The 14,825-nt window shown below is 58.1% G+C and carries 12 protein-coding genes; 3 read left to right on the top strand and 9 right to left on the bottom strand.

Annotated elements, in window-relative coordinates; translation table 11 throughout:
• Positions 1-300 precede the first annotated feature (300 nt).
• Positions 301-2,124, top strand: coding sequence for a ribosome-dependent GTPase TypA (gene typA, locus ACUW6V_RS12420; RefSeq protein ID WP_004387692.1), 1,824 nt, complete (start codon positions 301-303; stop codon positions 2,122-2,124).
• A gap of 84 nt (positions 2,125-2,208) precedes the next feature.
• Here the strand turns inward: typA and ompL are convergent, their stop codons facing one another.
• The 9 genes from ompL to yihU form a co-directional block, all read right to left on the bottom strand.
• Positions 2,209-2,895, bottom strand: a complete 687-nt coding sequence (ompL, locus tag ACUW6V_RS12415; protein ID WP_454038421.1) for a porin OmpL — start codon at positions 2,893-2,895, stop codon at positions 2,209-2,211.
• Between the two features lie 74 nt (positions 2,896-2,969).
• Positions 2,970-4,400, bottom strand: a complete 1,431-nt coding sequence (locus ACUW6V_RS12410) for an MFS transporter (protein WP_454038420.1) — start codon at positions 4,398-4,400, stop codon at positions 2,970-2,972.
• 48 nt (positions 4,401-4,448) lie between these two features.
• Positions 4,449-5,855, bottom strand: a complete 1,407-nt coding sequence (locus tag ACUW6V_RS12405; protein ID WP_454038419.1) for an MFS transporter — start codon at positions 5,853-5,855, stop codon at positions 4,449-4,451.
• Positions 5,856-5,887: 32 nt separating this feature from the next.
• The gene (locus ACUW6V_RS12400) at positions 5,888-6,760 is read right to left on the bottom strand and encodes a sulfite exporter TauE/SafE family protein (RefSeq protein ID WP_454038418.1); all 873 of its coding nucleotides are present in this window, start codon (positions 6,758-6,760) and stop codon (positions 5,888-5,890) included.
• 12 nt (positions 6,761-6,772) lie between these two features.
• The gene (locus ACUW6V_RS12395; RefSeq protein WP_105606759.1) at positions 6,773-8,803 is read right to left on the bottom strand and encodes an alpha-glucosidase; all 2,031 of its coding nucleotides are present in this window, start codon (positions 8,801-8,803) and stop codon (positions 6,773-6,775) included.
• 49 nt (positions 8,804-8,852) lie between these two features.
• On the bottom strand, positions 8,853-9,719 hold the full coding sequence (locus tag ACUW6V_RS12390; protein ID WP_454038417.1) for an aldose-1-epimerase: 867 nt from the start codon (positions 9,717-9,719) through the stop codon (positions 8,853-8,855).
• A gap of 28 nt (positions 9,720-9,747) precedes the next feature.
• Positions 9,748-10,989 (bottom strand): sulfoquinovose isomerase, encoded by a 1,242-nt coding sequence (gene yihS, locus ACUW6V_RS12385; protein ID WP_454038416.1) that lies wholly within the window; start codon positions 10,987-10,989, stop codon positions 9,748-9,750.
• 14 nt (positions 10,990-11,003) lie between these two features.
• Entirely contained in the window at positions 11,004-11,879 is an 876-nt protein-coding gene (yihT, locus tag ACUW6V_RS12380) for a sulfofructosephosphate aldolase (RefSeq protein WP_063265687.1), read from the bottom strand.
• A gap of 24 nt (positions 11,880-11,903) precedes the next feature.
• On the bottom strand, positions 11,904-12,803 hold the full coding sequence (gene yihU, locus ACUW6V_RS12375; RefSeq protein WP_097570930.1) for a sulfolactaldehyde 3-reductase: 900 nt from the start codon (positions 12,801-12,803) through the stop codon (positions 11,904-11,906).
• A gap of 211 nt (positions 12,804-13,014) precedes the next feature.
• On the opposite strand from yihU, the gene ACUW6V_RS12370 reads away from it, so the two are divergent.
• Both ACUW6V_RS12370 and ACUW6V_RS12365 read left to right on the top strand, forming a co-directional pair.
• The gene (locus ACUW6V_RS12370; RefSeq protein WP_454038415.1) at positions 13,015-13,914 is read left to right on the top strand and encodes a sugar kinase; all 900 of its coding nucleotides are present in this window, start codon (positions 13,015-13,017) and stop codon (positions 13,912-13,914) included.
• A 36-nt stretch (positions 13,915-13,950) separates the two neighbouring features.
• Entirely contained in the window at positions 13,951-14,757 is an 807-nt protein-coding gene (locus ACUW6V_RS12365) for a DeoR/GlpR family DNA-binding transcription regulator (RefSeq protein ID WP_007887565.1), read from the top strand.
• The last annotated feature ends 68 nt before the right edge of the window (positions 14,758-14,825 follow it).

Raw genomic sequence — 14,825 nt, 5'->3', positions numbered from 1 at the left:
GAATTCTTTAAAGCGAAATCTGTGCCAACTTTCAAATTCCCCCAAAAAGGCGCTATGATGCGCGTCATAGTGCAAAAGGGCTGCACCACGATGGAGAGATTGCACCAATATAGTGCCTGTGTGTAAAAAACAAGCACTGTGTTGGTGCAATTTACGTTTAATAGCCCTTTTACCGCTGCGTGAAAAGGATCACAAAGCCTGGCGACAATACTTGTTTGCGTCAGATGATTGTGATCCTGTTTAGTCCTTCGATTAATACGTGTACAATAACGCGCTATTTCTAATGCCTGAGGCAAAGTTGTGATCGAAAAATTGCGTAACATCGCCATCATTGCGCACGTTGACCATGGTAAAACGACCCTGGTTGACAAGCTGCTGCAGCAATCCGGTACGTTCGACGAGCGTGCTGAAACTCAAGAGCGCGTGATGGACTCCAACGATTTGGAGAAAGAGCGTGGGATTACCATCCTCGCGAAAAACACCGCGATCAAATGGAATGATTACCGTATCAATATCGTTGATACCCCAGGGCACGCCGACTTCGGTGGTGAAGTTGAACGTGTAATGTCCATGGTTGATTCCGTGCTGCTGGTGGTTGACGCATTTGACGGCCCCATGCCGCAAACGCGCTTCGTGACCAAAAAAGCATTTGCCCATGGCCTGAAACCTATCGTGGTTATCAACAAAGTTGACCGTCCGGGCGCGCGTCCTGACTGGGTTGTGGATCAGGTGTTCGACCTGTTCGTGAACCTCGACGCGACCGACGAGCAGCTGGACTTCCCTATCGTTTACGCGTCCGCGCTGAACGGTATCGCAGGTCTGGATCACTCTGATATGGCGGAAGATATGACCCCGCTGTACCAGGCGATCGTCGACCATGTACCGGCACCGGACGTTGACCTCGACGGCCCGCTGCAGATGCAGATCTCCCAGCTGGACTACAACAACTACGTTGGCGTCATCGGCATCGGCCGCATCAAACGCGGTAAAGTGAAGCCGAACCAGCAGGTCACTATCATCGATAGCGAAGGCAAAACCCGTAACGGTAAAGTCGGTAAAGTGCTGGGCCATCTGGGCCTGGAGCGTATCGATACCGATCTGGCGGAAGCTGGCGATATCATCGCTATCACCGGTCTTGGCGAGCTGAACATCTCCGACACCATCTGCGATCCGCAGAATGTCGAAGCGCTGCCGGCGCTGTCCGTTGACGAGCCGACCGTTTCTATGTACTTCAACGTCAACACCTCTCCGTTCTGCGGTAAAGAAGGTAAATACGTTACCTCTCGTCAGATCCTTGACCGTCTGAACAAAGAGCTGGTGCACAACGTGGCGCTGCGCGTTGAAGAAACCGAAGACGCTGACGCGTTCCGCGTGTCTGGCCGTGGCGAACTGCACCTGTCTGTTCTTATCGAGAACATGCGTCGTGAAGGTTTCGAACTGGCGGTTTCCCGTCCGAAAGTTATCTTCCGCGAAATCGATGGACGTAAACAAGAGCCGTTCGAGAACGTGACGCTGGACGTTGAAGAACAGCACCAGGGTTCTGTGATGCAGGCGCTGGGCGAGCGTAAAGGCGACCTGAAAAACATGAATCCGGACGGCAAAGGCCGCGTACGTCTCGACTACGTGATCCCAAGCCGTGGCCTGATCGGCTTCCGTTCTGAGTTCATGACCATGACCTCCGGTACGGGTCTGCTGTACTCCACCTTCAGCCACTACGACGATATCCGTCCGGGCGAAGTGGGCCAGCGTAACAACGGCGTACTGATCTCTAACGGTCAGGGTAAAGCGGTCGCGTTCGCGCTGTTCGGTCTGCAGGATCGCGGTAAGCTGTTCCTGGGTCACGGTGCGGAAGTCTATGAAGGCCAGATCATCGGTATTCACAGCCGCTCTAACGACCTGACGGTAAACTGCCTGACCGGTAAGAAACTGACCAACATGCGTGCGTCCGGTACGGACGAAGCCACGGTTCTGGTTCCGCCTATCAAAATGACGCTGGAGCAGGCGCTGGAATTCATCGATGACGATGAACTGGTCGAAGTGACTCCGCTGTCTGTACGTATCCGTAAACGTCACCTGACGGAAAACGATCGTAAACGTGCCATGCGCGGTGCGAAAGAAGACTAATACGGTGCATCCGTAAACCAGGCAGGCGTTCGCGTCGCTTGGTATGAATAAAAAGCCGCTGAATTTTCAGCGGCTTTTTTTATGTCAGAACGAATACCGTAACCCGAGACGTAGCCGGTACTGTTCACGGTGATACTCATTCCAGCGGTCCAGCCACTGCAGTTCGACATAGGGCAGCCAGTGCTGATCGAGCTTATAACGAAAGCCGTTGGTAATTTCCCAGTGATGGTCTTTGCCGTTTTTACTGTGGTAATCATTTACCCGCTGAAAGAAGTGCGGCTCAAACGTATACGCGAGTTTATCCGTGACTTTAAAATTCCAGTAATTGGCGAACTCGTGCGTGTCGTTTTTATCCATCTTCCCGTTAAAATCCGGCGTGTCGTAATTATTGTGGTTATAACGATAGCGAACCGTCAGATTAAACCAGGGCGTAAATTTATAATTAGTGTCTAAATAGAGCGCGCCGCCGGAGCCGTCGATACTGTCATTAATCAGCCCGCCGGGCTGGAACGTCAGGTTTTCTGTTGGTTTAAATAAGGGATACCAGCCTTCGATTTCATTATAGCTGTGCTTAATCTCGTTCCATTTCCCCACATTGTAGGCGTTGGTGACCATCAGACCGGCACCCATATCAAAGTTATAGCCCGCGCGCAGGATAACCTCGTGCAATTCCGAGGCGGTGTTATATGCTTCACGGGTTTCGACATAGGCACCCGCGAAAGCCGCGCAGGGCACAGACAAACAGAGCAGTGCGGTTGCGATTCTCTTCATAGTATTTCCCTATAACAGGTACAGAAAGGCCGCCCCTTCTGTAAACAGAAGGGGAGGAGCGAAGATGGTTATCGTTATAACGTGACGGCTGGCGCTTTATTGTCGGCGCTGACTTTTGGGGCGGCGGCGACATATTTCTTCCGCCTGGCGATTTCCTCAATAATAAAGGCGAAGCGCTGTTCATTGAGCTTATAAAACAGCCCCATCGTGACGGCTGCGATTATCGCGAGCCCGCAGGGCCAGAGGAAAATCAGCTGGCGCAGGCCATCAAGCGTCGCAGGCGTTTGCAGCGCATTCGGCACATAGCCAATCTCCGTGAGCATTATGCCGGGCAGAAACCCCGCCAGCGCCGCGGAAATCTTGCGGGAGAAGGTATAGCCGGTATAGACCGATCCTTCGGCGCGAATGCCGGTTTTCCATTCGCCGTAATCCACCATATCCGGCACCAGCGCCCAGTTCAGGCTGTTCACAAACGCGGTGCCGAAAAACGCCATGCAGGAAAACAGCACAAAACTGAGCGATGTCGTGCCCCAGACGTAATTGAAAATATCGCCCAGCGCCCAGAGCGTCAGCCCGCCGAGATAGACCTGTTTTTTGCCAAAGCGCTTCACCGCGCCCGGCACCATAAACACGCCCACCAGAATGCAGCCCATGCTGAAAAAGCCCATCCACGACAGCAGATGCAGATCGTTTAGCACGTACTGCGTGTAGTAGACCTGAATGGCGAGCTTGATATTAAATGCCGCCAGCGTGCAGAGATTGGCGATGCACAGCACCAGTAGCGGCGGGTTCTGAAAAATCGCGCAGAACGATTTCAGCATGCCGGGCTTATGCCCGGCGGGCACCACTTCTACATAGCGCTCGCGCACGCCGCGGTAGCAGAAGAACATGCTGATAAGCCCGACGAGGGCGAAAATCAGCGCTGCCGTCAGGTAGCCCAGCGACGGGCGCGCGGCGAACAGCGACTGAATCGGCATAAAGCCAACGGTGCAGAGCAGCAGCCCGAGCGTCGCGCCGCCCTGACGCCACGCGGCAAGATGCGCGCGCTCCTGCGGGTTTTTAGTGATGGCGGGCACCATCGCGCCATAGGAGCAGTTCATCAGGCTGTAAAACAGGCCGAACAGCATAAACAGCACCGTGGCGAGCGCGGTTTTCATCGCAAGCGGCAGATCGTTTGCCACAAACTGCGCCGTCGCCACCAGCGCCACCGGGAAGGATGCGAAAAGAATAAACGGCCGGAATTTGCCGCGTGGGCCAGGCGCTCGCCGTGAATCCACCAGCACGCCGGTGAGCATATCGGTCAGCGCCGTGAAAAACTTCGCCACCAGAAAAATCACGCCGCCGTAAAAGGCCGGCAGGTGAAGCTCGTCGGTATAAAATTTCAGAAGGTAGAGCGTCCCGATGCACAGCATCAGATTGGAGCCAAAATCGCCCATGCCGTAAGAAAACTTCTCCCGCAGGCTCAGTCGCAGCGTCAGCGGGTCCTGACTGGTGAATGTCGTCATAGCCGTTCCTCAAAGCGAGGGCCCGCGCAGGCGCGGGCACCGTGATGGTTATGCGCCAGGCGAAAACGCCCGCTTACGGTTTTCCAGCTCATCCACAATCCGCACGTACATCTTCTCGTTAAGGTTGTAGAAAAAGCCCATCGCGACGATCGACACTACCGCCAGCACGCACGGCCAGATGAAAATCAGCTCGCGCAGGCCTTCGGTCGTAGCGGCCGACTGTACGGCGTTCGGCACATAGCCGATTTGCGTCAGCATCATGCCGGGGAAAAACCCGGCCAGCGCCTGGGAGACTTTGCGAAAGAAGGTGAAGCCGGTATAGACCGTGCCCTCTGAGCGCACGCCGGTGCGCCATTCGCCATACTCGACCGTGTCTGAAACCAGCGCCCAGTTCAGGCTGTTTACAAACGCGGAGCCGAAAAACGCGAGGCACGAGAACGCCACAAAGCTCACCGAACCGTTGCCGAAGGCGTAATTGAGCACGTCGCCCGCCGCCCAGATCAGCAACCCGCCGATATAAACCTTCTTCTTGCCAAAACGCCGCACCGCGCCCGGCATCAGGAATACGCCGATAAAAATGCAGCCCATGCTGAAGAACCCCATATACGACAGCAGAATCGGATCGTTCAGCACGTACTGGGTGTAATAGACCTGAATGGCGAGCTTGATGTTAAACGCGCCGAGCGTACAGAGATTGGCGATGCACAGCACGAACAGCGGCCGGTTGCCCGCGATGGCGCGAAACGACTGCAACAGCCCAGGCTTATGCGCGGCGCGCGCGGCAGGGGCTTCCACATAGCGCTCGCGCGTTCCCGCATAGCACCACCACATAAAGAGCAGGCCAAAGAGCGAAAACAGCGTGGCGGCGAAGATATAGCTTAGCTGCGGGTTGCCTTCGATAAGATTCATCACCGGCACAAAACCGACGGTACACAGCAGCAGGCCAAGCGTCGCGCCGCCCTGACGCCATGCGGCAAGCGACGCGCGCTCATCCGGGTTTTTCGTAATGGCGGGCACCATCGCGCCATACGAGCAATTCATCATGCTGAAGAACAGCCCGTAGAGCATAAACAGCACCGTCGCCATCACGGCTTTACCGGTTATCTCAAACGGCGTGCCGACGAAGTTTGCGATAGCGAGCAGCGTCACCGGAAAAGCGGCGTAGAGCACAAAGGGCCGGAACTTGCCTTTTGGCCCAATCCGGCGGCGTGAATCGAGCATGATGCCGGTGCCCATGTCCGTAAACGCCGTAAAAAACTTGGCAATCAGAAAGATAATGCCGCCATACGTGCCCGGCAGCCCCAGCACGTCGGTATAAAACTTCAGCAGATACAGCGTGCCGATATCCAGCAGGATATTGGAGCCCAGATCGCCCATTCCATAGGCGACTTTTTCTCTGAACGGCAAACGCAGCGTGGCTACGTCTTGATTCTGAACGGTATTTGTCTGAGACATTGTTTTTCTCCATCGCACACACAGGCGACGCGTTATGTCTGATCCGCAGCCCGGATGGCCGCGACCTTTTTGCCAAACAGAAGCTGCAAAACTGCGAGGACGCCGAAAGGCGGCACCAGCGCGCTCAGCGTGGAAATCCCCAGCGCGCCTTTGATGAGCATCGCCCCGGAAGCTATCAGCAGCAGAAAGACCAGCACCCGGAAGACCCGAACGGAAATACGTTGATGAACGTACTGGCCCACAAACGAACCGAGCACCATGGTGGGAATGCAGAACAGCACCAGCTTGATGGTCGAAAGCGTTAAGATCCCGCTGGTGGCGAGCCCGCCGATAATGGCGGCGTTGTTGGCGGTGAAAAAAGCGTTGAGCGTGCCGCGAAAGGCGGCGGGAGCCAGATTTCGCAACATGCCGTAGACCACCACTGGCGGCCCGTTGGTGGAGAATGCCGAGCCTAACGCGCCCGCGATAACGCCGGTCGGCATCGCCAGCCAGTTTTTGTCATAGACCGGCAGCCTGGGAATAAACAGGCTGTAGAAGGAATAGAGGATCAAAAAGCCGCCGAGCCCGATTTTCATTATCTGATCCGGCAGGCTGGCGAGGGCGTACAGGCCCACCGGCACGCCGACAAACGAAAACACAATCAGCACCAGCGCCGGTTTCCATTGCGTCTCCTTACGCGAAAGCCAGGTCGCGTAGAGGGCGGTAGCAGTGCCCACAATCACCGACATGGGCGCTGCCATTTTTAATGGCAACAGCAGCGTTATCAGCGGCATCGTGGTGAGTGCGCCGCCAAAGCCGGCGCAGATCCCAACGAAGGTATATAAAAACATGATGCCGATAATCGCGATCACCGTGCCGTTGCTGAGCACAAGACCATCCGGGGTCAAAAGGGTAAAGAAGCCCATGATTTGTCCTTTTTACATGGGGTTTATCTGACGCAGCGTGGCGAAAAGGGACTGCCATTCGCTGCCCTCGCGGTAGAACACCGGCGGTTTGCCGAGCGGCGCGTCCACGGTGATGTCGCCGCCGCCGTGGGTTTCACCGGTCCAGACGTTTACCCAGCGATCGTCAGGCAACCACAGCGACCAGTCCTGGCGTCCTTCTTCATACACCGGTGCCACCAGCAGATCGCGGCCAAACAGATACTGATATTTCAGCGTGTAGGCGCGGGGTTCATCCTCATAGTGCAAAAACAGCGGACGCATCACCGGCAGGCCGGTGCGGGCATTCTGCGCCACCGCCTGTTTGATATAGGGTTTGAGCGTGGTGAAAATTGTCGTCATGCGGGCAAAATGCGCGATGGTTTCCGCGTCGCCGTCGAACTGCCAGTTATCGCCAGGGCGGTTGCCCTCATGCGTGCGCATCATCGGCGTAAACGCGCTGAAATCGCACCAGCGTAGCAGTAGCTCTTTGCTGCGCTTCATCTCAAACAGCGTGGTGTATCCGCCGATATCGCTGTGGTGCAGGCCGTGCCCGGACATCGCCAAAGACAGCGCGGCGGGGATCACCGAGGCGAGCCCGTCGTCGAGGCTCCAGTCAACGTTCTGATCGCCTGCCCACATCATCGTGGAATATTTCTGGCTGCCGGTATAACCGGCGCGCATAAAGAACAGCACCTCGCCGAGTTTTCCGGTCTCTTCAAGCGCCTCGTAGTTGCACTTCGCCCACAGCGCAGGCCAGGCGTTGTGCATAATCTCCGCGCTGACCTCGTTATACAGGTGCGTGTCGGTCGGCAGATATTCACCAAAATCAGCCATCCAGCCGCCGCAACCCAGTTCAATCAGCTGTTTTTTGATGACCTCTTTATACCAGGCGTACGCCTCCGGGTTGGTCAGGTCGACGACGCCCGCGTAGAACTCGCCAAACTCGACGTGATAATCCTTGCCTGCGGCATCTTGAGTCAGATAACCACGCGACGCCGCTTCTTCGCACAGGTCGCGATCGCTTGCCACATACGGGTTGATATAAGCGAGGAACTGCACGCCTTCGCGTTTCCACTGCGCAATGCGCGTATCGAGTTGCGGGTAAAGATCGCGGTTCCATTTCCAGTTCCACATCACGCGCTTGCCGAAGGAGGTCATGCGGATGCCGGACCAGTCCTGCGCCCAGATGCCGTTTACCTTCACGCCTCCGCGGCGCATCACGTCGAGTTTCTGCTGGCAGACTTCGGTGCCGCCCTGAATGCCGAGCGTCACGCCATCGTAAACCCAGTCCGGCAGCTCCGGCTGGCGGCCCAGCAGGGCGGTGAGTTTTTCCAGCAATTCGATGTAGGTCGGCGCGCATTCGAAGCGCAGCGTGGCGTGGTTTTCCCAGAACGCCAGCTCATGGTAGTGCGGCGCGCTGAAATCGAAGTTCATATAGCCGCTGTTATCGACGTGGCAGTAGTATTTCTGGGTGCTGACGAACGTTGGCTGCGGAAAGAAGGTCCAGTAGTAGTCGCCGCCCGCGTTCTCTTTACAGTCGGCAAGCCAGGTAACGTGGCTCTGTTTATTACGGCCCACGCCCTGTTCGCTGGTCCACAGCGGGAACGGTTTACCGCGCAGATCGAAATAAGAGAACTGCTCGCCGCAGCCGTAAATATGATCGGCTGGCTTCGCCGCCAGCCGCAACCAGAGACGATTGTGCGCGACGGCGTCGTTTTTGAGCCTCAGCACCAGACGATCGTGGTCATCAGTGCTCACCTCAAGCGTGGCACCGATCGTCTCGCCGCGCGTAAAGCGAATCACCCAGCCAGAAGCGCGCTCGCTGACGGCCGCCTGCGTCAGGGCGATTTTCTCATCGAGCCGGTCTTTAATGCTGAAGTTGCCGCGGAACATCTCGATATCCGCTGTGCCTGCGCCCGCCCACAGGCAGGGTGTTTGCCTGGAGTGATGCAGGATCGTTCTTTGCTGGTACGACAACGTAAATCCGTCGTCATGGGAAACGAGAGTAATGTGTGACGAAGCCATGAAGACCTCCGTTGTAGGGTAATCAGTCAGTAAGGCGGTGTTGTTTTGCTTATTCGCCGCCGATTTCCATATTCAGGGTGTGCGTTTCGCCGGGCGCGAGCCTGACCACATCAATACCGGAATTAAACGCGTTGGGCGGACAGCTCATCGGTTCAACGGCAAGCCCGACGCGGCCCAGCTTTTCGCCGGAATAAACCTGTATCCAGGGCGCTTCGGCCCGTAGCCAGACGGACATTGTCGGGTGCGACAGCCTCGCCTCCCAGCGCGCGGAAGACGGCGCTTTGAAGGTGTGGTCAATGTGCGTATCGGCAATGCGGCGCGGGGTGCGAAAGTCGAGCCCCTCGTCCCCGGCGGGATGAAGCCGCGCGGCGTCAACCTCCAGGATTTGCGCGGCAGGCAGCGTGAGCTCGCAGGCGCTGATGTCATGCAGATTGCAGGTCAGATAGGGGTGCATCCCGACGCCATAAGGCGCCGGGGTATCACCCGCATTTGAGCCTGAAATACGCACGCGCAACCCCGCCGCTTCATCAAGCTGGTAAGTGACGTCCGCCATCAGCATAAAAGGGTAACCATAGGTCGGCGGTAAAAAGGCGCTCAGCACGACGTGCGTGGGGCTTTGCTCCCGAATCGCCCAGTTGTGCCACGCCAGCAGCCCGTGAATGGCCGTATTGCCGGCGCGATCGTTAATCGCGGGCGTCAGCGTCTGACCCTCAAAGGTAAAGCGCCCGCCGGTGATGCGATTCGGCCAGGGGATCAGCACTTTACCCAGATGCGCGAGCGGCATCTCCTCGGGGGCGTGCGGGATAACGACGTGGTGCTGCCGCCGCGTCAGCGAGGCTAACCCCGCGCCGACCGTCACGATAGTCGCCTGCCATTCCCCTGCCGTTAACACTATAGAGGTTCCGCTTTTATGCATGTCCGTCTCCTCGCGTGGGGTCAGCGCGTTATTTCACGAGGCTGTCGAGCAACCCGGCGGCAACCGCAAGCGCAAGGCCCGGCGCGAGCGGCAGGCGAGGGATCACCAGGCAGTGCAACAGATGGTAGATATCCTGTTTGCCGTCCCAGACTTTGGTGGTCACCTGATTGTTCTCGTCCAGCTCCTGCCACCACGAGCCGTTTTCGTAATCCATCAGGTATTTCATGCAGTAGTCCCACCATTTCTGATACCAGGCTTCATACTGCGGATCGCCCGTGACGTTATAGAGCGCCCAGGCGGTGCCCATCGCCTCCACAATCGGCCAGCGCACGCGTTCGCGGACAATCGGTTTGCCGTCCCAGCCGACGGAGTAGACAAAACCGTCTGCGCCGTCCGGTGCCCAGGCGTCGCGGATCGTGGCGTTAAACAGGCCTTTGGCGTCTTCCAGCAGCCATTCCGGAGCCGCGTCGCCGCGCGCCAGTAGTGCGGCGCGCAGGTGCAGCATCAGGCGGCCCCATTCAATCCAGTGGCCCGGCGTGCCGCCGTAAGCGCGGAACCGGTGAGCCGGGTTCTCTTTGTTGTAATCGCGGATGGGGTTCCAGCGGGTATCGAAGTGTTCATTGACGCGGTAATCGCCTTTACGGGCGACATCGTGAATGATGACCGAGGCGACGCGCAGCGCGCGATCCAGCCATTTCTTGTCCTGAGTGACGTCGTAGACGATAAGAAACGCTTCGACAGCATGCATGTTGGCGTTGCCGCCGCGGTAGTTTTCCGTCTCGGTGAAGGCTTCATCCCAGGACTCCAGGCACATCTGCTCTTCTTCGCTCCAGAAATACTTCTCGATCACCGCAATCGCGTCATCCAGCAGCGCGCGAGCGGCGGGATGGCCGGTGGTGACGGCGCTGGCGGCGCCAAGCAGCACGAAGAAATGCTGATAGCCCTGTTTGGAGGCGTCCATCACACCCTTGTCATTTACGCAGGCGTACCAGCCGCCATATTTTTTATCACGCAGCGGGCCGTTAAGGGCGTTGATGCCATGCTCTACCAGCGCGTACGCGCCAGGGCGGCCCATCAGCGCGGCGACGGCGTAAACGTGCAGCATACGGGCGGTGATCCACAGATGCGTGCCCATCTCTTCTTTCACCTGGCCGTTGTTCCCCAGCCAGCCGAAGCCGGTGGGTACGGCGGCGTTGCGGCCAAACGCGAAAATACGGTCGGTTTCCTGTTCCAGCCAGCGGTGGTGACTCAGTGTGTTAAACCATTTCATTGTTTGTTCTCCTTTCAGCGGCGAGCCATCATGTCGTCCACAATTTCCCCTAAGCGGCGTAGCTTCGGCAGCGCCACGTCGCGCAACATCATGTCGGTATCCGGCAGCCCGATAACCGTCGACCAGACAGCGCGACCGGCGAGGAAACCGCTGGCGCCCGCGCTCATCGCGATGCGCACGGCTCGCGGGAAGAGCTTTTCGTCGACGCCGGAGGAGAGGATCACCCACGGCATGTTGATCTGGTCATTCAGTTTCTGCGACGCGCCAAGCAGCGTGCTGGCATCGCCGCGTCCGGAAAGCGGCATCTCGACTTTATAGAGATCGGCTCCGCTATCACCGAGCTCTTTCGCCGCCGCGATAATCGCCTGTTCACGGTCGAACTTATCGCCGCGGCGCGGCGGGCGTACCACCGGTTCAATGATGCTCAGCAGCCCCTGCGCGTGGCATTTCTCGTTAAAGGCTTTCACCATCGCAAGGCGCTGCTGCGAGTCTTCATCGCTGCGCCACAGCACCAGCAGCTTGAGCGCTTTGCCGCCCTGCTGGCGCACCGCCTGCGCGTCGACGGCGTCATCCAGCGTCACGCTGTCGACGGGGATACCGTTACCGGGGATAAACTGGTCGGCGGCGACAATCATGGCGCAGCTCTCTGCGATGGCCTTTTGCTCCACCACCTGCGGGTAGCAGAACTGGCGGTCCACCAGAATGGCGGATGCGTAGGGCGAAAGAACGCGCGCGGCGTTGAGCTTAAAGTCAGTCAGTACGGCATCGGTGACCGGCGTCGCCGCGCCCGCGGCAGCGAACATCAGGCGCATCGCTTCGCGCTGATCCACCGCCAGCATGGCGAATCCGCCAGACGGGCGGGCAATCTCTTTCAGGGTGTATTTTTCCATCAACGTTTTCCTTAAGGGTGAATGTCAAAGCGTGGCCTGGCGCGGCGTCAGCCCGGCGCTGACGCGAACCTGTTCTAAAATGGCGGACCAGTCCTGACGGCCGCGCCCGCTGGCGCGCGCCTGGCTGTAGACTTCCCGCGAGGCAGCACCAAGCGGCATCGGCACATGCAGCTGATTCGCCACGTCCAGCGCGATGCCTAAATCTTTATGGGCAAGATCAATCATGAAGGCGGGTGAGAGATCGCCTTTGAGCACTTTGTTCGGCCAGGAGGTGGTGAAGTGGCCTTTACCGGCAGGCGTACCGCTCATTACCTGCAGCGCCACGTCGAACGAAAGCCCGAGCGCTTCACACAGCACGGCGGCTTCAGCCGAGAGCGCGTTGAGCGCGATGCTCATGTAGTTATTGATAAGCTTGACGCGAATGCCCATTCCCGGCCCGCCTGCGCGGATGAGCTCTGAACCCATCGCCATCAGCACCGGTTCGACACGCGTCACCTGCTCCGGCGTTCCGCCCGCCAGCAGCAGCAGCGTGCCGGATTTCGCATGATCCGAGGTACGGCCCACCGGCACATCCATCATGCTGAAACCACGCGCGGCGAGATCGCTTATCAGCCTGTCGGTTTGCAGCGGATGAATGGTGGACATGTCGATAACCAGCGCCTCGCGGGAGAGCGACTGGCAGACGCCGTTATCGCCAAGCAGCACCTCGCGCACCAGATCGCCGTTCGGCAGCATGGTAATCACGAATTCCGCGCCCTGGGCGGCAGCCTGTGGCGTGGCGCACGCCGTCGCGCCCTCTGACGCCAGCGTCTCCACAGCGGTGGCGTTTACGTCGCAAACCTGCAACCGGTGCCCGTGGCGCAGCAGGTTTGCCGCCATCGGCGCGCCCATCTGTCCCAGTCCGATAAATCCAATCGTCGCCATAACATGCTCCTGTCAGCGTAAAAGCGGGATGTCAGTTTTGTCATTCATGGTGGATTATTTTTGTCTGTTTATGAGCGTATTTGTAATTTAAAGTCAAAAAATTGACAGGTATCACTTTTTTACGATCCGGGAAAATTAAAATGCCGCTATGTTGATTGACGGGAATCGTGACGGGCGCAGGCCCGTCCTGAGCGCAAACAGAGAGGAAGCTATGGTTCGCATCGCGTGTGTGGGTATCGCCGTACAGGATCGCATTTATACGCTGGAAGCCCTGCCGCATGAGGGTGGCAAATATGTGGCGCAACAGTACCGCGAAGTGGGCGGCGGCCCGGCCGCAACGGCGGCCGTAGCGGCGGCAAGACTGGGCGCACAGGTGGATTTTATTGGCCGCGTCGGTGATGACGCGACGGGCACGCAACTCTTTGCGGAGCTGGAATCGCTGGGCGTTAACACCTCGCAGGCGCGCCAGATTACGGGTGCGCGCTCGTCGCAGTCGGCCATTCTTGTTGATGCCGCGGGCGAAAGAGTGATTGTTAACTATCCGAGCCCCGACCTGCCTGACAACGCGGGCTGGCTCGATGGCATCGACTTCGGCCGTTACGACGCCGTGCTGGCGGACGTACGCTGGCATGAAGGCGCGACGCGCGCGTTAACGCTGGCGCGCCGGGCGGGTGTGATGACGCTGCTGGATGGCGACGTGACGCCACAGGATATTCGTTCGCTGGTGGCCTTAAGCGATCACGCCGCGTTCTCCGCGCCGGGGCTGGCGCGCCTGGCGCCGGGGTTAGCGCCGCAAGACGCCCTTAAAACAACAAAAACGCTCACGAACGGTCATGTATATGTCACGCTTGGCAAAGAGGGCTGTCTGTGGCTTGAAAATGACGACACCCTGCATCGCCAGGCGGGCTTTACGGTCGAGGCGGTGGACACTACCGGGGCAGGCGATGTTTTTCACGGCGCGCTGGCGGTAATGCTGGCTCGCGGCGAATCGCCGCAGGAGGCGGTGCGCTTCGCCAGCGCCGTTGCCGCGCTGAAATGCACCCGCCCTGGCGGGCGCGCCGGGATCCCCGACTGTGATCAAACCCGCTCTTTTCTGTCTCTTTTTGTATAAAATGCCCGGCGAGTAATGATTTTAAGGGGATCGTTCATGAGCCTTACCGGAGTGACGGGCAATCCGCGCCACGATCAGCTGATCGGGCTTATCGCCGAGCGGGGATATATGAATATCGACGAGCTGGCGCAACTGCTGGATGTTTCCACCCAGACGGTGCGGCGCGATATTCGCAAGCTAAGCGAACAGGGACTGATTACCCGACATCACGGCGGCGCGGGGCGGGCGTCAAGCGTGGTGAATACCGCGTTTGAGCAGCGCGAGATCTCCATGACCGGAGAGAAAATCGCGATAGCTCAGGCGATCGCCGACTATGTGCCGGACGGCTCCACGCTGTTTATCACTATCGGCACGACGGTAGAGCAGATAGCACGCGCGCTGCTGAATCATAATCATCTGCGCATTATCACCAACAGCCTGCGCGTGGCGCATATTCTCTACAAAAACAGTCGGTTTGAAGTGATGGTGCCCGGCGGGACGCTGCGCCCTCACAACGGCGGTATTATCGGCCCGGGGGCTTCTGCGTTCATAGAAGGATTTCGTGCGGATTATCTGATAACGAGCGTCGGTGCCATTGAGAGTGACGGCGAGCTGCTGGAGTTTGACGTGAACGAGGCGAACGTGGTGAAAACCATGATGGCCCACTCGCGGCATATCTTACTGGCGGCCGATCATACGAAATACCACGCCTCGGCGGCGGTCAGTATTGGCAACCTTTCGCAGGCCACGGCACTCTTTACCGACCGGCAGCCTGGCGCATCGCTGAACACGATTTTAAAAGCCCATCAGATTGAGCTGGTGCAGGCGGAATTGCCGTCTGGCGACGACGACACCGACCACTAATTTTCTTACGCCGCGCGCGGGCGATGCAAAACCCGCGCGTTAGCACATAGTCAAAGTTCGCCTTTCTC

This window comes from Cronobacter sp. 153480017-3 (assembly GCF_053627815.1).
Note: the sequence above shows the minus strand (reverse complement) of the source record. Positions and strands in the feature narration are given on the sequence as shown.

Coding starts and splice junctions, on each gene's coding strand:
- ACUW6V_RS12370 (WP_454038415.1), top strand. CDS start 13,015: ATGGTTCGCATCGCGTGTGTGGGTATCGCCGTACAGGATCGCATTTAT.
- yihT (WP_063265687.1), bottom strand. CDS start 11,879: ATGGAAAAATACACCCTGAAAGAGATTGCCCGCCCGTCTGGCGGATTC.
- ACUW6V_RS12410 (WP_454038420.1), bottom strand. CDS start 4,400: ATGACGACATTCACCAGTCAGGACCCGCTGACGCTGCGACTGAGCCTG.
- ACUW6V_RS12405 (WP_454038419.1), bottom strand. CDS start 5,855: ATGTCTCAGACAAATACCGTTCAGAATCAAGACGTAGCCACGCTGCGT.
- ompL (WP_454038421.1), bottom strand. CDS start 2,895: ATGAAGAGAATCGCAACCGCACTGCTCTGTTTGTCTGTGCCCTGCGCG.
- ACUW6V_RS12395 (WP_105606759.1), bottom strand. CDS start 8,803: ATGGCTTCGTCACACATTACTCTCGTTTCCCATGACGACGGATTTACG.
- yihU (WP_097570930.1), bottom strand. CDS start 12,803: ATGGCGACGATTGGATTTATCGGACTGGGACAGATGGGCGCGCCGATG.
- yihS (WP_454038416.1), bottom strand. CDS start 10,989: ATGAAATGGTTTAACACACTGAGTCACCACCGCTGGCTGGAACAGGAA.
- ACUW6V_RS12400 (WP_454038418.1), bottom strand. CDS start 6,760: ATGGGCTTCTTTACCCTTTTGACCCCGGATGGTCTTGTGCTCAGCAAC.
- ACUW6V_RS12390 (WP_454038417.1), bottom strand. CDS start 9,719: ATGCATAAAAGCGGAACCTCTATAGTGTTAACGGCAGGGGAATGGCAG.
- ACUW6V_RS12365 (WP_007887565.1), top strand. CDS start 13,951: ATGAGCCTTACCGGAGTGACGGGCAATCCGCGCCACGATCAGCTGATC.